The 18,077-nt window shown below is 62.6% G+C and carries 22 protein-coding genes, 1 tRNA gene and 1 pseudogene; 15 read left to right on the top strand and 9 right to left on the bottom strand.

Annotated elements, in window-relative coordinates; genetic code table 11:
• Positions 1-9 precede the first annotated feature (9 nt).
• Positions 10-555, top strand: coding sequence for a calcium-binding protein (locus tag EQG66_RS03775; protein ID WP_129403193.1), 546 nt, complete (start codon positions 10-12; stop codon positions 553-555).
• Positions 556-981: 426 nt separating this feature from the next.
• Here the strand turns inward: EQG66_RS03775 and EQG66_RS03780 are convergent, their stop codons facing one another.
• The gene (locus EQG66_RS03780) at positions 982-2,748 is read right to left on the bottom strand and encodes a fatty acyl-AMP ligase (protein WP_129403286.1); all 1,767 of its coding nucleotides are present in this window, start codon (positions 2,746-2,748) and stop codon (positions 982-984) included.
• 150 nt (positions 2,749-2,898) lie between these two features.
• On the opposite strand from EQG66_RS03780, the gene EQG66_RS03785 reads away from it, so the two are divergent.
• The 4 genes from EQG66_RS03785 to EQG66_RS03800 are packed head-to-tail and all read left to right on the top strand — an operon-like array spanning position 2,899 to position 5,049.
• The gene (locus EQG66_RS03785) at positions 2,899-3,435 is read left to right on the top strand and encodes a regulatory protein RecX (protein WP_129403194.1); all 537 of its coding nucleotides are present in this window, start codon (positions 2,899-2,901) and stop codon (positions 3,433-3,435) included.
• Entirely contained in the window at positions 3,432-3,977 is a 546-nt protein-coding gene (locus tag EQG66_RS03790) for a DUF192 domain-containing protein (protein ID WP_129403195.1), read from the top strand. The genes EQG66_RS03785 and EQG66_RS03790 overlap by 4 nt, the downstream gene beginning before the upstream one ends.
• A 50-nt stretch (positions 3,978-4,027) precedes the next feature.
• Positions 4,028-4,423, top strand: coding sequence for an NADH:ubiquinone oxidoreductase subunit NDUFA12 (locus tag EQG66_RS03795; RefSeq protein ID WP_129403196.1), 396 nt, complete (start codon positions 4,028-4,030; stop codon positions 4,421-4,423).
• Entirely contained in the window at positions 4,405-5,049 is a 645-nt protein-coding gene (locus EQG66_RS03800) for a DUF2155 domain-containing protein (protein WP_425470213.1), read from the top strand. Before EQG66_RS03795 ends, EQG66_RS03800 begins: the two co-directional genes overlap by 19 nt.
• Positions 5,050-5,069: 20 nt before the next feature.
• Here EQG66_RS03800 and aat read toward each other — a convergent pair.
• Positions 5,070-5,588: pseudogene (aat, locus tag EQG66_RS15515) on the bottom strand (leucyl/phenylalanyl-tRNA--protein transferase); the annotation flags it as partial.
• Between the two features lie 104 nt (positions 5,589-5,692).
• On the opposite strand from aat, the gene EQG66_RS03810 reads away from it, so the two are divergent.
• The 7 genes from EQG66_RS03810 to chrA all read left to right on the top strand — a co-directional run bounded on the left by EQG66_RS03810 (position 5,693) and on the right by chrA (position 10,571).
• A tRNA-Trp gene (locus EQG66_RS03810) sits at positions 5,693-5,768 on the top strand.
• Positions 5,769-5,965: 197 nt separating this feature from the next.
• Entirely contained in the window at positions 5,966-6,172 is a 207-nt protein-coding gene (secE, locus tag EQG66_RS03815; protein WP_129403198.1) for a preprotein translocase subunit SecE, read from the top strand.
• Positions 6,173-6,201: 29 nt separating this feature from the next.
• On the top strand, positions 6,202-6,738 hold the full coding sequence (nusG, locus tag EQG66_RS03820; protein ID WP_129403199.1) for a transcription termination/antitermination protein NusG: 537 nt from the start codon (positions 6,202-6,204) through the stop codon (positions 6,736-6,738).
• On the top strand, positions 6,735-7,610 hold the full coding sequence (locus tag EQG66_RS03825; RefSeq protein WP_164975576.1) for a hypothetical protein: 876 nt from the start codon (positions 6,735-6,737) through the stop codon (positions 7,608-7,610). Before nusG ends, EQG66_RS03825 begins: the two co-directional genes overlap by 4 nt.
• A 203-nt stretch (positions 7,611-7,813) precedes the next feature.
• On the top strand, positions 7,814-8,245 hold the full coding sequence (rplK, locus tag EQG66_RS03830) for a 50S ribosomal protein L11 (protein WP_129403201.1): 432 nt from the start codon (positions 7,814-7,816) through the stop codon (positions 8,243-8,245).
• 4 nt (positions 8,246-8,249) lie between these two features.
• Positions 8,250-8,951 carry a 50S ribosomal protein L1 gene (gene rplA, locus EQG66_RS03835; protein WP_129403202.1) on the top strand — a complete coding sequence of 234 codons (702 nt, stop codon included), beginning with the start codon at positions 8,250-8,252 and terminating at the stop codon, positions 8,949-8,951.
• Positions 8,952-9,260: 309 nt separating this feature from the next.
• Positions 9,261-10,571, top strand: a complete 1,311-nt coding sequence (gene chrA, locus EQG66_RS03840; RefSeq protein WP_129403203.1) for a chromate efflux transporter — start codon at positions 9,261-9,263, stop codon at positions 10,569-10,571.
• A 15-nt stretch (positions 10,572-10,586) separates the two neighbouring features.
• Here the strand turns inward: chrA and EQG66_RS03845 are convergent, their stop codons facing one another.
• The 6 genes from EQG66_RS03845 to aroQ all read right to left on the bottom strand — a co-directional run bounded on the left by EQG66_RS03845 (position 10,587) and on the right by aroQ (position 14,922).
• Positions 10,587-11,336 (bottom strand): ParA family protein, encoded by a 750-nt coding sequence (locus EQG66_RS03845; protein ID WP_129403204.1) that lies wholly within the window; start codon positions 11,334-11,336, stop codon positions 10,587-10,589.
• Positions 11,337-11,415: 79 nt separating this feature from the next.
• Positions 11,416-11,760: an arsenate reductase family protein gene (locus EQG66_RS03850; protein WP_129403205.1), complete on the bottom strand. Its 345-nt coding sequence runs from the start codon at positions 11,758-11,760 to the stop codon at positions 11,416-11,418.
• A complete protein-coding gene (locus tag EQG66_RS03855) occupies positions 11,757-12,398 on the bottom strand; it encodes an aquaporin (protein WP_245987840.1) in 642 nt (213 codons plus the stop codon). The genes EQG66_RS03850 and EQG66_RS03855 overlap by 4 nt, the downstream gene beginning before the upstream one ends.
• A 186-nt stretch (positions 12,399-12,584) precedes the next feature.
• Positions 12,585-13,931, bottom strand: coding sequence for an acetyl-CoA carboxylase biotin carboxylase subunit (gene accC / locus EQG66_RS03860; RefSeq protein WP_129403207.1), 1,347 nt, complete (start codon positions 13,929-13,931; stop codon positions 12,585-12,587).
• A 10-nt stretch (positions 13,932-13,941) separates the two neighbouring features.
• Positions 13,942-14,418 (bottom strand): acetyl-CoA carboxylase biotin carboxyl carrier protein, encoded by a 477-nt coding sequence (gene accB / locus EQG66_RS03865; RefSeq protein ID WP_129403208.1) that lies wholly within the window; start codon positions 14,416-14,418, stop codon positions 13,942-13,944.
• A gap of 63 nt (positions 14,419-14,481) precedes the next feature.
• Entirely contained in the window at positions 14,482-14,922 is a 441-nt protein-coding gene (gene aroQ, locus EQG66_RS03870) for a type II 3-dehydroquinate dehydratase (RefSeq protein ID WP_129403209.1), read from the bottom strand.
• A 98-nt stretch (positions 14,923-15,020) separates the two neighbouring features.
• Here aroQ and thiS point away from each other — a divergent pair, with 98 nt between their 5' ends.
• Complete coding sequence (gene thiS / locus EQG66_RS03875) at positions 15,021-16,025, top strand: sulfur carrier protein ThiS (protein ID WP_129403287.1); 1,005 nt, start codon at positions 15,021-15,023, stop codon at positions 16,023-16,025.
• Positions 16,026-16,125: 100 nt separating this feature from the next.
• The gene (locus tag EQG66_RS03880; RefSeq protein ID WP_129403210.1) at positions 16,126-16,296 is read left to right on the top strand and encodes a CsbD family protein; all 171 of its coding nucleotides are present in this window, start codon (positions 16,126-16,128) and stop codon (positions 16,294-16,296) included.
• A 77-nt stretch (positions 16,297-16,373) separates the two neighbouring features.
• Here the strand turns inward: EQG66_RS03880 and EQG66_RS03885 are convergent, their stop codons facing one another.
• Positions 16,374-17,276, bottom strand: coding sequence for a LysR family transcriptional regulator (locus EQG66_RS03885; RefSeq protein WP_129403211.1), 903 nt, complete (start codon positions 17,274-17,276; stop codon positions 16,374-16,376).
• Between the two features lie 90 nt (positions 17,277-17,366).
• Between EQG66_RS03885 and EQG66_RS03890 the strand changes: the two genes are divergently transcribed.
• A complete protein-coding gene (locus EQG66_RS03890) occupies positions 17,367-18,077 on the top strand; it encodes a CoA transferase subunit A (protein WP_129403212.1) in 711 nt (236 codons plus the stop codon).

An 18,077-nucleotide genomic window follows, 5' to 3' on the forward strand; every position in this document is an offset into this window, starting at 1 on the left:
ACCACGATCATGGCACTCACTCTCGATGGACACAAGACTTACGTAAGCAATGGCGACGTTGGTGGCATTGTTCGCGCGACGGACGATCCAGATGGCAGCAACATGCAGGGCCTCGATGGCGACGACAGCCTCCGCGGCGGCAAGTTTAATGACGCGCTTGACGGCGGCGCAGGCAACGATGCGCTGTTCGGCGGCCTGGGTGCAGACATCTTCAAGATCGACATCAGCGACATCGTTGATGGCGCGGACACCGACAAGATCCTCGACCTGAACTTCGCCGAGGGCGATCGTCTGGCGCTTGACGGCTTTGCTGCCGGCACCTTCAGCGATTCGGCAGGCGCCAACGCCATTGGCGACAATGGCCATATCCAGATTTCGAGCTGGGCCGGCCTGTACACCGCAATGCAAACGGCGGTTGGCGTTTCGATCACGGCGTCGCAGGTCGGCTCGACCGACGCGCTGCGTCTGGTGTTCGATGACGGCGCTGGCACGGTTCAGACCCTGATCATCTCGAACGCCTATTCTGCCTACATGGCGGAAGGCATTATGGCCTGATCGCGCACCTGCGCCATTATGGCGCGGGGCTTAATCCTAAAGGAAAGGCCCGCTATCCGGCGGGCCTTTTTTTGCGCGGATATTGAGGGATTTATAGGCGCAGGGGCGATATGCGCGCCTTTTACGATGCCACCTATGGGCTGCGGGGATTCAGCCCATATGGGCCTGCAAAGCGCTATTTTCTGCGCTTCGGTGCTCACGTACCTTTAAGTACGCTGCGTTGAACGAGTCACGTGCCTCGATTCAAGATGCTCGAAAATCCCGCTTTTGCCCTGCGGTCGCCTGCGGCTCCCGTTCCATCTGAACTGAATCCCACACAGCCCCTAGAGCGCGCTGCGTTAAATCTGACGCAAGGCGCGCGCTCTATCTTTTTGTTGTTGCATCGCTTTTTGCCAAAAACCGGTTCCCACTTTTTGGCGTGATGCTCTAGGCTGCGATATCGTAGGGTACGATCTCACCTTCCAGATACAGCGTGCGCGCCTTGGAGCGCGAAAGCTTGCCCGATGATGTGCGCGGAAGGGTACGCGGTGGAATCAGCTCCACCACGCAGTTCATGCCGGTGATCGCGCGCACCCGATCGCGGATCTGGTTGCGCAGCTTGGCGCGTTCCTCGGTATCAGACGTGCGGCAATGCACCAACACGGCGGGTGCCTCCTCCCCGCCCGGCGTGGTGATGGCGAAAGCGGCGATGTCACCCTGCTTGAAGCCGGGAAGCTGCTCTACCGCCCACTCGATATCCTGCGGCCAGTGGTTCTTGCCGTTGATGATGATCATGTCCTTGGCGCGGCCGACGATGTAGAGATAGCCGCCAGACATATAGCCCATGTCGCCGGTGTCGAGCCAGCCATCGGCCATGCAGGCCTGCGTTGCCGCTTCATCGCGGAAATAGCCGACCATCAAGGACGGCCCGGTAGTCCATACCTTGCCGATCTGCCCCTCGGCCAGCGGCGTGCCGTCCTCCTCCCGGATTTCGACGATCATATCCTTCACCGGCTTGCCGCAGTTGACGATGGCGCGATAACGCTGGGGGCGCCCTTCCGCCGCGTCTCCGCCGGAAAGATCCGTCTCCTCCACCAGCTCAACCATGATGCCCTCGCCCGGCGGCATGATGGTGACGGCCAGCGTCGCTTCCGCCAGCCCATAGCTCGGCAGGAAGGCGCTGGGGGAGAACCCGGCATCGGCAAATGCATCGACAAAGCTCTGCATCACATCGGGGCGGATCATGTCCGCGCCATTGCCCGCGAGCCGCCAGCGCGACAGGTCAAACCGATCGGACGCTTTCATCTGGCTCGACATGCGGCGCGCGCAAATGTCATAGCCGAAGGTGGGCGAATAGCTGATCGAGGTGCCCTCGTTGCGGCTGATGAGATCAAGCCAGGCCAGCGGGCGACGGGCGAAATCCTCTGTCTTGAGGTAATCCACCGTCACCTGATTGGCGACCGGCGAGAGAAAGCAGCCGACAAGCCCCATGTCATGATACCACGGCAGCCAGCTTATGCAGCGGTCGCTCTCCTGCACCTGCATGCCGTGGCTGTGGGCCGCAAGGTTTGACAGCAGCGCCTTGTGGGTGACGGCGACGCCATGGGGAAAGCGGGTCGAGCCGCTCGAATATTGCAGATAGGCAATGTCGTCTGTGCTGGCCTGCGGCAGGGCGCAGGGCGCGGCCGCGCGCGCGATGAAATCTTCGAATGTGAGACCTTCCACAGCGTTGGCCGCAGCGGCGGCACCCGCCATCTCGGCCAGCTCGGCGGGGTAGAACAAGATCTTGGGATCGCAGCTCTGAAGCTGTACGGAAAGCTGGTCGATATAGCTTTCCTTGCCGCCAAAGCTGGTGGGCAGCGGCAGCGGCACCGGCCATGCCCCCGCATAGATGACGCCGAAAAACATCTGCGCGAAGTCCGCGCCCGTCTCCGCGACCAGCGCGATGCGATCCTGCGGCTTTATGCCATGCGCGATCAGGCGATAGGCGCAGGAAAGCGCGTCAGAGCGCAATGCGGCATAGGAATAGGGGTGCGCAAGGTTGCCGCGCGCGTCATGAAAGTTAAACCCGCGTGTGCCAGACGCGGCATAATCGAGCGCCTCGCCCATTGTGGCAAAGTCAGAAAAGCGGCGGGGCAGGGTGTCCAGCGTGGGCAGCGGACGCAGGGTGCCGCTATCCGCAGCGGCGGCAGAAGCCACGTCGGGCCGCGTCATCACTGCGCTGTCTGTCATGTCGTTCCCGGCCAAACTGTGTCCCTTCATGTGCGACCTTCATGGCTCATGCAGCCATTTTCGGCATGGTTCTAGTCTTTAGCGCATAACACAAGTTCAAATTCAGACGCGACTGTGGCACAAAAGTGGCGCATGCCACGATATAGCGTCCAAAACAAGCGACCGGCCCTCACCGCAGCCGCCCTCCGCGATCTGGCGCTGGCCTATGTCGGGCGCTTTGCGACCAGCGCCGCGCGGCTGGAGCGCTACCTCTCCCGCAAGCTCAAGGAGCGCGGCTGGGCGGAGGAGCAGGAGCCGGATATAGCAGCGCTGGCCGCCCGCTTTACTGAGCTTGGCTATCTTGATGATGCCGCCTATGCGCGGATGAAGGGCGCGGCGATGCAGCGCCGCGGGCTGGGCGCCGGGCGGATCAGGGGCGCTTTGGCGGCGGACGGCATCAAGGAGGATGATCGCGGCACCGCTCTGGACGAAGCGCAGGCCGGGCGATGGGATGCGGCAAATACTCTGGCCCGCAAGAAGCGCATCGGCCCCTATGCGCTGGAGCAGGCAGACCGGGCGGTGCGGGAAAAACAGATTGCGGCGTTCGTGCGTGCGGGCCATGACTTCGCGACCGCGCGCGCCTGGGTTGAGGCGGCGCCCGGCATATTCCCTGAACGGAGCGAAGAATGAGAGTATCCGCCGTTGTGCTGGCCCTGTGTGCCTTGACGCTCGCCTGTTCGCCCGCAGCGGAGAAGGCCAGCGCGCCACCTGCGGAGGCGGCCAGTGCGGGGCAGCATCTCGCCAAGGTGCCGGTGGTGATCCGGCATCAGGATGGCCGCGCGCCGACCCGCCTTTCGATAGAGCTGGCGCTGACCAAGGAGCAGCAGGAACGCGGCCTGATGCACCGCACGGACCTGTCGCCCGGTGACGGCATGCTCTTCCCCATGCTGCCCGCGCGCATGCCTGCCTTCTGGATGAAGGACACGCCGACTTCGCTCGACCTCATCTTCATCAGCATGGACGCGCGGATCGTCCGCATTATCGCTAACACCAAGCCCAATGACCGTACGCCCCTGTTTGCCGAGGATCCGGTGGCGGGCGTGTTGGAGCTGCGCGGCGGCGATGCGGGGCGGCTGGGAATAAGGGAGGGAGACAGGGTGCTGTGGGGTCGCTGCGCGCAGGAGGCTGAGCCGAAACCCAGCGCGCAGGCCGATAGCTTCTGCCCTGCCTGATCCTGCATCCGCACTTGCCAAGCCAGCCCAAGCAGCTTAATCCGCGCCTCATGGGACTGCTCATGAAAATCTTCACCTGGTGGGAAGGCGCCACCATCGGCACCTCGCTCTTCTCGGCCATGAAAGGCACGAGGGTAGGCGAGGATCATATGGGCAATGCCTATTTTGAAGGCGGCAAGGATGTCCATGGCAATCCGCGCCGCTGGGTGATCTACAACGGCTCCAACGACGCGAGTCGCGTGCCTGCCGAATGGCATGGCTGGCTGCACGGCAGCATCGATGGCCCGCCGGAGAGCTTTTTGCCGCCCCCGCGCATCTGGGAGAAGGATTTCACGCCGAACCAGACCGGCACGGCGCAGGCCTATCGCCCGCGCGGCGCGATCGAGCAGGGCGGCAAGCGCGCGATGGCGACCGGAGATTATGAGGCATGGACGCCCGAAGCTTGAGCCTGCGCGCCAAGAGCTGTACCGCGCCGCTGCTTGCCCTTGTCGCCACGCTCGCGGGGTGTGGCGAGGGCGCAGACCAGCTTCCGCAGGGCAATGCCTCTCGGCCGGTTGCTGCCGATGGCAGCCCGCTCTCCGCCGAGGCGCTGAGCAATATGGCGGGCGTCACGCCGATGGCGCAGCGGGTCGCTGTGATCGGTTTGCTCAACAAGCGCAATGGCCTCACCCGCGACCTCACGATGAAGCCTGGGCAGGCGCTGCGCGTGAACGACGCCATCGTGCGGCTTCGCGCCTGCGAGGCGACCGCGCCGTGGGAGGGCGAGAAAGAGGTGGGTGCTTTCGTCCAGCTCGATGTGCGCACCCCGCGCAAGGAAGAATGGCGCCGCGTCTTCTCAGGCTGGGTGTTCCGCGAACGGCCAGAGCGCAATGTGGTGCAACACCCGGTCTATGATGTCTGGGTGAGAAGCTGCGCGATGAAATGGCCCGATACCGGCCCCGATACGGTTAAAGTGGGTGACAGGTCCGGCGCGAACGCCGATGCCGCCTCCGGCCCCGGCCCAGCAGACAACAGCGCCGATTCGTCGGCGAGTGAAATGCCCGACAGCGCGACATCCAACAGCGCGCGGTAATCGCGCTGGCTGATTTCGATCGCGCCTAAAGACCGCAGATGATCGGTCATGAACTGGCAATCGAGCAGGGTCATGCCAGCGAGCCGCATCCGCGCCACCAGCCAGGCGAGCGCGACCTTGGAGGCATCCGTGCGGCGCGAGGCCATGCTCTCGCCGAAAAAGGCGCGGCCCAGCGCCACGCCATAGAGCCCGCCAACAAGCGCATCCCCTTCCCAGCACTCGACCGAATGGGCGAAGCCGAGGCGGTGGAGTTGGGCATAGCTTGCCTCGATGGCGTGATTGATCCATGTGGTGGGCCTGTCCGCCGCCGCCTCGGCACACAGTTGCACCACGCCGCGAAAATCTGCGTTGACGGTGACGCGGAATCGCTCCGTCCGCACCGTCTTCGCCAGCGAGCGGGAGAGGTGAAATCCATCCAGCGGCAGAATGGCGCGCTGTTTCGGCTCCACCCAGTAAATCTCGTCCGCGTCCCGGTCATCCGACATCGGAAAGACGCCGATGGCATAGGCGCGCAGCAGCAGGAGCGGATCTAGGATCATGCCCACCCTGTGTGACAGAGCCGCTCCGCCGTTCCAAGGGGGTATTTCCGGTTGCCTTTGCGCGTGTGCGCGGTTAAGGCACGCCCCTTCGCTGGCCGAAGTGCAGGAGTGTAGCTCAGCTGGTAGAGCGTCGGTCTCCAAAACCGAATGCCGGGGGTTCGAGTCCCTCCACTCCTGCCAAACTTGCGCTTTTTGTGGCGTAAGACTATGGGGGCGATGCTTGGGCGATTTCCAGCCGGATGGCAGCATCCGGCAGCCTGGAAACCGCTGCAGGCAAAGTATGTCGCGAAGAGGCGGCTTCTATCCGGCCATAAGGGACCGGAGGGGAGCGTGTCGCTTCGCGGTTTGGTGTTTGTATGGAACAGGTAGGTTTAAGCGTGGCGAAAACCAATCCCGGCGAATTTTTCAACCAGGTCAAGGTTGAGGCGCGCAAGATCGTCTGGCCCACCGGGCGCGAGACGATGGTGACGACGGTGATGGTGCTGATCATGACCACGGTGCTGGGCCTGTTCTTTTTCGGGATCGACAGCTTCTTCGGCTGGGTGGTCACGATGTTGCTCAATCTGGCTTCTGGTCAGGCGTGAGCGAAACTGGGGTATTGGAACGGAGCACTATGGCGCGCTGGTATATCATTCATGCCTATTCGGGCTTTGAGAACAAGGTCCGCGACTCGATCCTTTCCGAGGCTGAGCGGCTTGGCCTTTCCCAGCTCGTCGAATCGGTGGAAGTGCCGACCGAGACCGTGACCGAGGTGCGTCGTGGCAAGAAGGTTCAGTCCGAGCGCAAGTTCTTCCCCGGCTATGTGCTGGCGAAGCTGGCCATGAACGACGATGTGTATCACCTTGTGAAGAACACCCCGAAAGTAACGGGCTTTCTGGGTTCTTCGGGCAAGCCGCAGGCGATCACCGAGGCCGAGGCCGCGCGCATCCTTAATACCAAGGAAGAAGCCGCCGCCGCGCCCAAGCACAAGATTTCGGTCAACTACGAGATTGGCGATCAGGTGAAGGTGACGAGCGGCAACTTCGCCAGCTTTACCGGCACCGTCGAGGAGCTGGATTTCGACAAGAGCCGGGTCAAGGTCTCCATCTCCATCTTTGGCCGCGCGACGCCGCTGGAGCTGGCGTTCGAGGATGTCGAACTGGCGAAGTGACCGCTGCGTCGAACTCTAATGGCTGTGCAGCCATCCAGAATTCGGCGATTATTGTTCGCGCAACGCGGTGGAGCGAGCCTCTTGCGCATTTCATAGCAGAGTTGCGCGCGGCTAGCGGCTTGCCGGTTTTTCCGGCACTGGATTCGCGCTATCTTGCGGAAGGCGAAGAGACCGGAGCCATCCGTGTAGACCGCGATGTATTATGCCAGATGGGGCTGTATTGTCCCGGCAACTTCGCATGGCGCTGCGGCGATTACGTCTATTATCTGGCGCGACGGCAGCACCCGGAATACAGCCATATCTGGCTTATTGAGCATGATGTCCGGTTTTCTCCTGCCCGCATCCACGCATTTTTTGAGAGTTTTGCCGGGGTCGATGTCGATTTTCTGTCTGCGCTGTTCAATAGCGCCGATCCCAAATGGTATTGGTACAACTTTGCGCTGGCCCGCGATGCCAAGCCATATTCCTGCTTTTTTCCAGTCACGCGGTTGTCTGGTCGGGCGATTGATTCTCTGCAGGCCAAGCGGCAGGAGCACAGCCGGCAATGGTGGCGCAGAATATTATGGCCGAACGACGAGATATTCGTCGCGACGACCGCGCACCATGCCGGGCTTAGCATCGCCGACATCAATGAATATGGCGACACCCTCTACGACGGCGAATTCTTTCAGTATAACAAGAGCTTCAGCGCGGCAGATTATGAGGGCTTCCTCACGCAGAGCGGAGGACCGGCTATGTTTCATCCGGTTCTCTATGGCGAGGAATATCACCAGCGGGTGAAAAGACTGGCGGAGCACCGGAACCGCAAAGAGACCGGGCGGCGCTTCACCAACAGGCTGAAAAGCTGTATCAGCCGCAGTCAGCGCTGGTGAACATCGGCACAGAATTTGGCTGAATTCCAAGGTTGTTCTTTTCTGTTCCAGCTGCTATAGGCGCTGCTGGTCCGCGCCTCGTGATTCCGAGGCGCGTGCCAGCGCGGGAGGGGCGCCGCAAGGTTCCCCGTTATCACCGCTAAACTTGAACCGGGCCAAGGCGCGCAAAGCGCGCGGCGGCCCATCTATAGAGTGAGTGACACATGGCTAAGAAGATTACGGGCTATATCAAGCTCCAGGTGCCCGCGGGCGCCGCCAATCCTTCGCCGCCGATCGGCCCGGCATTGGGCCAGCGCGGCGTCAACATCATGGAATTCTGCAAGGCGTTCAACGCGCAGACGGAAAAGATGGACAAGGGCACCCCGCTGCCCACGATCATCACCGTCTATGCCGACCGCAGCTTTTCCTTCATCACCAAGCAGCCGCCGGCCACCTACCTGATCAAGAAAGCCGTGAACCTCAAGTCCGGGTCGAAGGAACCGGGCAAGGTTTCCGCCGGAAAGATCACCCGCGCCCAGCTCGCGGAAATCGCGCAGGCGAAGATGGTCGACCTCAATGCCAACGACATCGAGGCCGCAACGAAGATCATTGAAGGCTCCGCTATCGCGATGGGCCTCACTGTGGTGGAGGGCTAAGGACATGGCAAAGCTCAGCAAGAAGGCAAAGGCACTGGCCTCCAGCATCGACCGTGACAAGCTGCATGGCGTCGATGAGGCGATTGCGCTGATCAAGAGCAATGCGACCGCGAAGTTCGACGAGACCGTCGAGGTCGCGATCAACCTCGGCGTCGATCCGCGCCACGCGGACCAGATGGTGCGCGGCGTCGTCACGCTGCCCGCTGGCACCGGCAAGACCGTGCGCGTTGCGGTGTTCGCCCGCAACGACAAGGCCGCCGAGGCGACTGCCGCAGGCGCGGACATCGTGGGCGCCGAAGACCTGCTGGAAAGCATCCAGGCCGGCAATATCGACTTCCAGCGCGTGATCGCCACGCCGGACATGATGGGCCTCGTCGGCCGTCTCGGCAAGGTGCTCGGCCCCAAGGGGCTGATGCCGAACCCGAAGCTCGGCACCGTCACCCCCAATGTCGGCGAAGCGGTGAAGGCGGCAAAGGGCGGCCAGATCGAGTTCCGTGTCGAGAAGGCGGGGATCATCCACGCTGGCCTCGGCAAGGCGAGCTTCGCCGAGGGCGACCTGCGCAAGAACTTCGACGCGTTCGTCGACGCCATCGTCAAGGCGAAGCCGAGCGGCTCCAAGGGCAAATATGTCCGCAAGATCGCATTGAGCTCCTCGATGGGCCCCGGCGTGAAGGTGGACGTGGCCCAGGTCGGCGGCGTAGTCTGATTCAGGGCTAAAAGGGCGGGGCATATCGCCCCATCCCGAACAATTATTCCCCCTCAGGCGGTGCTTGAGGGGGATTTTTGTGTGCAACACCTGCCCTTCTCGTCGGCAAGTGCGCTGGCGCGAGGCAATCTCCCTCCCGATGCCGCAGCCCGCCGCCATAGGGCGCATCTGCTCTGAACTCTATTCTTGCTCTTGCGATCAGTGCGCCGAGCCGATATGCATGCCTCAGCGGGGTGAGGCAACCTCCCGCTCAGGCGTTTCAGCCCAAGCGTTGCGCCATATCACGGCCGTTTCGGCTGGGGGGAGCGCATGGAAAATCCATCTTTCAGAGATATAGTTCGCGTATTCGGGCGGATCGGGCTGGTCAGCTTTGGCGGCCCGGCGGGGCAGATCGCGCTGATGCACAAGGAGCTGGTGGCCGAGCGTCAGTGGATCAACGAGGATCAGTTTCTGCGCGCCTTGAACTTCTGCCATCTGCTGCCTGGTCCAGAGGCACAGCAACTCGCGACCTGGATCGGCTGGCGGCTGCACGGGGTGCGCGGGGGGCTGGCGGCGGGCAGTCTGTTCGTGCTGCCGGGCGCAGCCGTCATGCTGGCGTTGTCGATCATCTATGTATTGGCGGCAGGGGTGACATGGTTCACGGCGCTGTTCCTTGGCATCAAGGCGGCGGTGCTGGCGCTGGTGGTGCAGGCGGTGCTGCGGATCGCGGGGCGGGCGCTCACTACCCCGTTCAAGCAGACGCTTGCCGTGGCATCCTTCATTGCCGTGTTCTTTTTCAATCTGCCCTTTCCGGTGGTGGTGTTGGGCGCTGGCGCAATCGGCATGATCATCGCCGCGTGGCGACCCGAATGGCTGACGCTCAAGGTCGCGTCTGAAGGCGGCGTAGCGTCGGCGCCGACGCGTATATCGGGCACAATGCGGATCGCGGCGCTTCTGATCGGCGCCTGGGCGCTGCCTTTCGTTGCCATTGCAATCATGCTTGGGCCAGACCATGTGCTGATGCAGATCGCCGCCTTCTTTTCGCGCCTGGCGGTCGTCACCTTCGGCGGAGCCTATGCGGTGCTCGCCTATATGGCGCAGGAGGCGGTGCAGACCTATCACTGGCTGCGCCCCGGCGAGATGGCCGATGGGCTAGGCCTTGCCGAAACCACGCCCGGCCCGCTGATCATGGTGACGCAGTTCGTCGGCTTTCTCGGCGCCTATCGCCTGCCCGATCCCTTTTCGCCGCTGGTGGCAGGTATGCTGGGCGCGCTGGTGACGACATGGGTGACGTTCGTGCCCTGCTTCCTGTGGATCTTCACATTTGCGCCGTGGATCGAGCGGCTGGAGCATGCGAAGAGGCTACAGGGCGGGCTGGCGGCGCTGACGGCCGCGGTGGTCGGCGTGATCGCCAATGTCGCCCTGTGGTTTGCGCTGCATGTGCTGTTCTGGCGGGTCGGTCTGGTCCACTATGGCCAGCTGCGCTTCATCGTGCCGGATCTGCACAGCCCCAATCTTACGGCGATTGCGCTGGCGGCGCTGGCCTTTGTGCTGCTGTTCGTCTGGCGTATAGGGGTGGTGACGATGTTGGGCCTGTGCGGCATGGCTGCGCTGATGCTGCGCGCCTTCGTGCATATGTGAGCGGCTAACCGTGGTTCAGCGCTTCGCCAGCCGCCGCTCGATCGCCTGCCAGAGGAACGCAAACTGCTTGGCCGCCGGGCTGGCAGGCGCGAACTCGCCGATTGGTTTGCGGCGCGCGGCCATCTGCTCGACCGCGCTTGCCATCGGCACGGCGGGCCATGCCGGGTTTTCCTCCGTAGCGGTGCGATGCAGGCTGCGGCGGCGGTCGACCATCGAATAGACCGGCAGGATCGGGGAATGGCCATCGCCGCGCTGCACCAGATACCGCGCCACCTCGCCCAGCGCACGCTGGGACAGCGGCGAGGGGATGACCGGCACGATCACGATGTCCGCCGCGCGCAACACCTGCTCGCTCGTTTCGGTGAGGCCGGGCGGGCAATCGAGGATGATGCGGTCGTATCGCTTGGACAGGCCTTCGATCAGCTTCGCCAGCCGTTTCTTTTTGCCCAGCTCGAAAAACAGCCGGTCCAGCCCGCGCAGCGAGGTATCCGCCGCGATCAGGTCTATCCCTTCCACCGTCGAAGGGCGGATCAGCGACTCGACATCGACATCCTTGCTGAAGATCGCCTGCGCCTCGTCCCGCCCCTTGGCGTTGGCCGAAAGCATCCATGTGGCCGCGGCCTGAGGGTCCAGATCCCACAGCAATGTGCGGCGCGCGCTCTTTTTTGCGGACACCCAGGCAAGATTGACCGCGAAAGTCGTCTTGCCGACGCCGCCCTTCAGGGAATAGACCGCGATGGTCGCCAATTCGTCGCCCTTGCTCATGCTGCAGATGCTAACGCGCGAATGGCGCGTTCCGCAAGAGCTAGATCAGGCGAATGTTACCGGACTGTGACAACGGGTGTCACAAAATCTCGCGCACGACATCCTGCGGGCGGCAGAAGCGCACGCCCTTGTCTGTCTCCACGAACGGGCGGTTCACATATGCGGGGTTCGCCGCCATGGCATCGAGGATGGCGTCATCCGCCATTTCGGGCAGGCCGCGCTCCTCTGCGTCCGTGCCCATCTTGCGGATCGCCTGTGCCGGGGTGACGCCCGCGTCGCGGAACAACTGGACCAGCTTGTCGCGCGTATAGGGGGTCTTGAGATATTCGATCACGGTGAGGTCAACGCCCGGCGTCTCCTCCAGGATCGCCAGCGTCTTGCGCGAGGTGCCGCAGTTGGGATTATGCCAGATCGTCGCCTTCATGCCTTGTCTTCCTTCATGAGCCAGCCGGATAGAGCCACCGCCGCGCCCGCGCCCAGCAGCTGCATCAGGATGAACGCGGGCGCATCGACCGGGCGGATGCCTGAGAAGCTGCCGGTCAGCGTGCGCGCCAGCGTGACCGCCGGGTTGGCAAAGCTCGTCGAGCTGGTGAACCAGTAGCCCGCCGTGATCCATGCCGCAACCAGCGCGGGCAGAGAATCGGGCCGATAGCGTGCGCCGAGACGGATGGTGAGCAGCAAGCCGAAGGTGGCGACCGTCTCGCCCAGCCACTCGCCGGGGGTCGCGCGGACCTTGATGCCCTGCTGCACCGGCTCCAGCCCGAACATCACGTGCGCCAGCATCGCGCCCAGCACCCCGCCCGCCACCTGAGCGAGGATCATCGCGCCACGATTATGCCTGCGCTCAAGAAACAGCGTCACCGCCGGGTTGAACTGTGCGCCGCTGATCGGGCCGAGCAGGGAAATGAGCACATAAAGCACCGCCGCCGTCGCTGCCGTATTGCCGAGCAGCGCGACCGCATCATTCCCGCCGCTGAGCCGGTCTGCCATAATGCCGGAACCAATGACGGTCGCCACCAGCAGGGCGGTGCCGAGCAGTTCGGAGGCGAGGATGCGTTTCATGGCTGCGCCATTCATCGCAATTATTACGGTTTGATGACATTTTGTGGTTCGGCACCGGCCCGCTCCCCCACCCAACCTCCCGACAGGGTAACTTATGGGAGCGCTGCCGAGGCGCGTGACTCGGCTGCGGGAGGGGGAGCGGGCTGGCACCGCCATCCGAAACGCAGCGAAGCTGCCTGTTTCGGATCAATTATCCTTCGCCAGCCACTCTTCCAGCCACTTGATCGTATAATCGCCATTCTGGAATTCAGGATCGCGCAGCAGCTTCTGGTGCAGCGGGATGGTGGTCTTCATCCCCTCGATCACATATTCCTCCAGTGCCCGCTTCAGGCGCATGATGCAGCCCTCGCGCGTGCGGCCATAGACGATCAGCTTGCCGATCATGCTGTCGTAATAAGGCGGCACCTTATAGCCCTGATAGAGGCCGCTATCGACGCGCACATGCATGCCGCCGGGCACATGATAGCTGGTGACGGTGCCGGGCGAGGGCGCGAAGGTCTGGGGGTCTTCGGCGTTGATGCGGCACTCGATGGCGTGGCCGGTGAAGCGCAGATCTTCCTGCGCGACCGAGAGCGGCCGCCCTTCCGCCACGCGGATCTGCTCGCGCACCAGATCGACCCCGGTGATCATCTCGGTGACGGGATGCTCCACCTGAAGCCGGGTGTTCATCTCGATGAAGTAGAACTCGCCATTTTCCCACAGGAATTCGATCGTGCCCGCGCCGCGATAGCCCATGTCGGCCATCGCCTTGGCGACGATCCCGCCCATGCGCTCGCGGTCGGCGGCGGAGATGACGGGAGAGGGGGCTTCCTCCAGCACTTTCTGGTGGCGCCGCTGAAGCGAGCAGTCTCGCTCGCCCAAATGGATGGCGTTGCCGTTGCCGTCACCAAACACCTGAAACTCGATATGGCGCGGATTGCCGAGATATTTTTCCATATAGACGGTGTCATCACCGAACGCCGCCTTGGCCTCGCTGCCTGCCTGACTGATCGAGGTTTCGAGCTGATCCTCGCTCTGCACCACCTTCATGCCGCGCCCGCCGCCGCCGCTGGCCGCCTTGATCAGCACGGGATAGCCGACTTCGAGCGCCAGCCGCTTCGCCTCGGTAATGTCTTTCACCGCCCCGTCCGAGCCGGGAACGAGCGGCAGGCCGAGCGCGCCTGCCGTGCGCTTCGCCTCCACCTTGTCGCCCATGATGCGGATATGCTCAGGCTTCGGCCCGACGAAGATCAGGCCGTGCGCCTCGACGATTTCGGCGAACTGTGCGTTCTCCGAGAGGAAGCCATAGCCGGGGTGAATGGCGTCCGCGCCCGAAATTTCGGCGGCAGAGATGATGTTGGCGATGTTGAGATAGCTATCCCGCGCGGCGGGCGGCCCGATGCAGATGGCTTCATCCGCAAGGCGCACATGCATCGCGTCCGCATCCGCCGTGGAGTGAACCGCTACTGTCTTGATGCCCATCTCGTGGCAGGCGCGGTGGATGCGCAGCGCAATCTCGCCGCGATTGGCGATCAGCAGTTTCTCTATGCCCATCGCTGCGCCTTTACTCGATCACGACGAGCGGCTGATCGAACTCGACCGGCTGACCAGCCTCGACCAATATGGCCTTCACCGTTCCGGCGGCGGGGGCATGGATCTGGTTCATCACCTTCATCGCTTCGACGATCAGCAGCGTGTCGCCTGCCTTCACCTGATGGCCGACATGGATGAAGGGCGCGGCGCCCGGCTCAGGGGACAGATAGGCGGTGCCGACCATCGGGGATTTGACGGCATTGCCAGATGAGGCGGCGGGGGCGGGCGCGGCTTCGACAGGGGAAGCGGCGGGGCTGGGCGCGGGCTGGGGGGCGGCGGCGTATACAGGTGCGCTTGACGCCACCTGAACCTTGCGCGCGACGCGGATCTTGCGGTCGCCATCCTCCACCTCGATCTCGGTCAGGTTGGTCGAATCCAGCATGTCCGCCAGTTCACGCACCAGATTAACGTCGATCTGCATTGCGCCCTTGTCAGTCTTGTCGTTCATATGCCCTCTAAATAGGATATTTGACGATTGCGCCTATTGCGGATTGGCGCAGAGCGCAACCGGTTAAAGCTCCAGCGCCGCTTCCAGAGCCAGCATGTAAGACAACGGCCCAAAGCCCGCTATGGTGCCTTTGGCGCCCATGCCGACATAGGATTTGCGACGAAACTCCTCGCGCGCATGCGGGTTGGAAAGGTGAACCTCGATCACAGGCACGGTGATGCTGCGGACCGCATCGAGCAGCGCGACCGATGTATGCGTCAATCCGCCGGGGTTGAGGATCACGGCATGCGCCCCGCTTTCCGCCGCCTCGTGGAGCCAGTCGATCAGATGCCCTTCATGGTTGGACTGGCGGAATTCCAGCCCGACATGCGCACGCGCGGCGACATCGTTCATCCGCTCGGCGATGTCATCCAGCGTGTCATAGCCGTAGATTTCCGGCTCCCGGCTGCCCAGCAGATTGAGGTTGGGCCCATTCAGCACCCATATCGTCCGGTCTTCGGCCATGTTTTTCCCCTGTGGCGGCGATTGAGCGGTTGCGGTGCACCGTCAAGCATCCCTATATGCCAGCTCTCAATATGGCTGTTTTTACGGAAGGTCTAGGGTTGAGCGTCGACGGCACTATTTCGATCCGGATCAATGGCGAGCATCGCCGGATGCGCGAAGGGCTGAGCCTTGCCGCGCTGGCGAGTGAACTGGGGTTCGTGCCGGAAAAGATCGCGGTCGAGCGCAACCTCGCGGTCGTGCCACGATCGACGCTGGCGCAGGTCATGGTCGAGGATGGCGACGAGCTGGAGATCGTGCACTTCGTCGGCGGGGGCGATCATGCGGCGTCGGTGGCGGAGGATAGCTGGAGCGTCGCGGGCAAGACTTTCCGCTCTCGCCTGATCGTCGGCACCGGCAAGTACAAGAGCTTCGAGCAGAATGCGGCGGCTGTGGCGGCATCCGGCGCGGAGATCGTCACCGTGGCGGTGCGGCGCGTCAATGTGTCTGATCCCAATGCGCCGATGTTGACGGACTATATCGACCCGAAGAAGATCACCTATCTGCCCAACACGGCGGGCTGCTTCACCGGAGAGGAGGCGATCCGCACCTTGAGGCTGGCGCGCGAGGCGGGCGGATGGGAGCTGGTGAAGCTTGAGGTGCTGGGCGAGGCCCGCACGCTCTATCCCGATATGGTCGAGACGCTGCGCGCGACCGAGGTGCTGGCCAAGGAGGGCTTCAAGCCGATGGTCTATTGCGTCGACGATCCGATCGCCGCCAAGCGGCTGGAGGATGCCGGGGCGGTCGCGATCATGCCACTGGGCGCGCCGATCGGCTCCGGCCTTGGCATCCAGAACAAGGTGACTATCCGGCTGATCGTGGAGGGCACATCGCTGCCGGTGCTGGTCGATGCGGGCGTCGGCACAGCGTCCGAAGCGGCGGTAGCGATGGAGCTGGGCTGCGCGGGTGTGCTGATGAACACCGCGATTGCCGAGGCGAAAGACCCTGTGCTGATGGCCCGCGCCATGAAGGCGGGTGTCGAGGCCGGGCGCATGGCGTATCTTGCCGGGCGCATGGGCAAGCGCATGTATGCGGACCCGTCCAGCCCGCTGGCAGGCTTGATCTGACGCTGTTCGTCGCACTGTGCGGCGCTTGGTCGCAACGCAGGGAACCATAAACCCACGCCAGACATTTTTTCTATCGTTCTCAAGCGTAAGGAGCAGAACGATGGGTGAATTTATCGATAAGGCCAAAGGCGTTGCCAATGAGGCCATAGGCAAGGTGAAGCAGCAGAGCAGCAACCCCGCCACGCGCGACCAAGGCGCTGCCCAGGAAATTAAGGGCAAGGCTCAGAAGGCTATCGGTGGTGTAAAAGGTGCGCTGGGAAACAAGCTGTAATTGTATTCAGTTTGTAACAGAATTCTGTGCTTATCGTGATACGGGTCGCCTTAATTGAGGCGGCCCGTCTGTCGCGCTCAAGCTGCGTGAGGCGCTCTGATGTCAAGTTGGCTGGCGCGCTCGAATATATCCATGATCAAGGGATCGGTTTCGCCAGCGCGGATCGCTACCTGAAATTCAACGGGCGCTATATCCGTTGCGCCTGGAACCTGCACCAACATGCCATCTTCGAGTTGTCGTTGCACCATAGAGTGCGGAAATATGCCGATTCCATTGCCCGCGATCACGATATCGATCATCATCCGCGCGTTATTGCACAGGTTAACGGAGCGTGTGGCCATGCCAGAGGCGGAAATGGCGTTTTTCATGATCTGGTAGAGCGGCGAGTGGCTGGACAAAGACCAGATCGGGAAGTGATCCTTGCCCGCCCCCACTTTCATTGCAGCGACACTTGCGGGGCTAGCGAGCAGCTGGAGATCAACCGTGCCAATGGATCGGGTCTTGAGGGCGGGGTGGGCTATACGCCCGGCACCGAAGACAAGGTCGGTCTTGCCGCTAAGTATTTGCTGGATGAGGTCTGCGGTGAGTGCGATTTCAATCTCAAGCGAGACGTTGGGAAAATCTCGCTGAAGGCCCGCCACAAAGCCGGGCAGGCAGCTTGCGGCCGCTATCTCCCCCGCGCCGATCCGTACGATACCATGGGCCTCGGTCCCTTCCCCGGTGGTCTGAAATATGCCCATGAAGCGGGCCATCAGCGGTTCGCTTTCCCTCACCAGCTGCCTTCCTGCCGGCGTGAGGGTCATGCTTCGCCCCTCGCGACGGAACAGCCGGGTGCCAAGATGATGCTCCAACTCTTTTACACGGGCCGATATGGCAGGCTGGGTGGTCTTCAGGCGCTCAGCCGCTGCGCCGAACGTGCCTAGGCGCGCTATCCACAATACCGTCTCGATGTGATAAAATGCGATACGAGTGATAGACATCAATTATGATTATCACAAAAAATAAATCATTGGTAATGATGAGTGTGGGCCGATATCTGGTCCCCTTCTCGCATGACCGGAAGGACGGCAATGTCGAAAAAACTCTATCCTAATGCCACAGCGGCGCTCGATGGGCTGCTGAAGAACGATATTCTGATCGCCAGCGGAGGCTTTGGCCTGTGTGGCTTGCCTGAACGCCTGCTCGATGCGGTGCGCGAGAGCGGCGTGACCGGCCTCACCTTCGTCTCCAACAATGCGGGGATCGACAACGAGGGCATCGGCAAGCTGCTGCGCACCAAGCAGGTCAGGAAGATGATCTCCTCCTATGTCGGCGAGAACAAGGAGTTTGAGCGGCAATATCTGGCTGGCGAGCTGGAGGTGGAGTTCTGCCCGCAGGGCACGCTGGCAGAGCGGATGCGCGCGGGCGGCGCGGGCATCCCTGGCTTCTACACCAAGACCGGCGTCGGCACGCTCGTTGCCGAGGGCAAGGAAGTGAAGAATTTCGATGACCAGGATTATATATTGGAGCGCGGCATCGTCGCCGATCTCGCGCTGGTAAAGGCCTGGAAGGCGGACGAGACCGGCAACGTCGTGTTCCGCAAGACAGCGCGCAATTTCAACGTGCCTGCCGCCACTTGCGGCAAGGTCTGCGTGGTGGAGGTGGAGGAAATCGTGCCGGCTGGCAGCCTCGACCCAGACAGCATCCACCTGCCCGGTGTCTATGTGCAGCGCATGATTGTCGGCGCGCCCTATGACAAGAAGATCGAGTTCCGCACCACGCGTAGCAGGGAGGCCGCTTAA

Source organism: Sphingobium fluviale (genome assembly GCF_004122115.1).
Taxonomy (GTDB): domain Bacteria; phylum Pseudomonadota; class Alphaproteobacteria; order Sphingomonadales; family Sphingomonadaceae; genus Sphingobium; species Sphingobium fluviale.

What these genes read in the sequence shown, in the direction of transcription:
- EQG66_RS03775 (WP_129403193.1), top strand. Translation starts at nt 10, where the DNA reads ATGGCACTCACTCTCGATGGACACAAGACTTACGTAAGCAATGGCGAC.
- EQG66_RS03780 (WP_129403286.1), bottom strand. Translation starts at nt 2,748, where the DNA reads ATGACGCGGCCCGACGTGGCTTCTGCCGCCGCTGCGGATAGCGGCACC.
- EQG66_RS03785 (WP_129403194.1), top strand. Translation starts at nt 2,899, where the DNA reads ATGCCACGATATAGCGTCCAAAACAAGCGACCGGCCCTCACCGCAGCC.
- EQG66_RS03790 (WP_129403195.1), top strand. Translation starts at nt 3,432, where the DNA reads ATGAGAGTATCCGCCGTTGTGCTGGCCCTGTGTGCCTTGACGCTCGCC.
- EQG66_RS03795 (WP_129403196.1), top strand. Translation starts at nt 4,028, where the DNA reads ATGGGACTGCTCATGAAAATCTTCACCTGGTGGGAAGGCGCCACCATC.
- EQG66_RS03800 (WP_425470213.1), top strand. Translation starts at nt 4,405, where the DNA reads ATGGACGCCCGAAGCTTGAGCCTGCGCGCCAAGAGCTGTACCGCGCCG.
- nusG (WP_129403199.1), top strand. Translation starts at nt 6,202, where the DNA reads ATGGCGCGCTGGTATATCATTCATGCCTATTCGGGCTTTGAGAACAAG.
- rplK (WP_129403201.1), top strand. Translation starts at nt 7,814, where the DNA reads ATGGCTAAGAAGATTACGGGCTATATCAAGCTCCAGGTGCCCGCGGGC.
- rplA (WP_129403202.1), top strand. Translation starts at nt 8,250, where the DNA reads ATGGCAAAGCTCAGCAAGAAGGCAAAGGCACTGGCCTCCAGCATCGAC.
- chrA (WP_129403203.1), top strand. Translation starts at nt 9,261, where the DNA reads ATGGAAAATCCATCTTTCAGAGATATAGTTCGCGTATTCGGGCGGATC.
- EQG66_RS03845 (WP_129403204.1), bottom strand. Translation starts at nt 11,336, where the DNA reads ATGAGCAAGGGCGACGAATTGGCGACCATCGCGGTCTATTCCCTGAAG.
- EQG66_RS03850 (WP_129403205.1), bottom strand. Translation starts at nt 11,760, where the DNA reads ATGAAGGCGACGATCTGGCATAATCCCAACTGCGGCACCTCGCGCAAG.
- EQG66_RS03855 (WP_245987840.1), bottom strand. Translation starts at nt 12,398, where the DNA reads ATGAAACGCATCCTCGCCTCCGAACTGCTCGGCACCGCCCTGCTGGTG.
- accC (WP_129403207.1), bottom strand. Translation starts at nt 13,931, where the DNA reads ATGGGCATAGAGAAACTGCTGATCGCCAATCGCGGCGAGATTGCGCTG.
- accB (WP_129403208.1), bottom strand. Translation starts at nt 14,418, where the DNA reads ATGAACGACAAGACTGACAAGGGCGCAATGCAGATCGACGTTAATCTG.
- aroQ (WP_129403209.1), bottom strand. Translation starts at nt 14,922, where the DNA reads ATGGCCGAAGACCGGACGATATGGGTGCTGAATGGGCCCAACCTCAAT.
- EQG66_RS03880 (WP_129403210.1), top strand. Translation starts at nt 16,126, where the DNA reads ATGGGTGAATTTATCGATAAGGCCAAAGGCGTTGCCAATGAGGCCATA.
- EQG66_RS03885 (WP_129403211.1), bottom strand. Translation starts at nt 17,276, where the DNA reads ATGTCTATCACTCGTATCGCATTTTATCACATCGAGACGGTATTGTGG.
- EQG66_RS03890 (WP_129403212.1), top strand. Translation starts at nt 17,367, where the DNA reads ATGTCGAAAAAACTCTATCCTAATGCCACAGCGGCGCTCGATGGGCTG.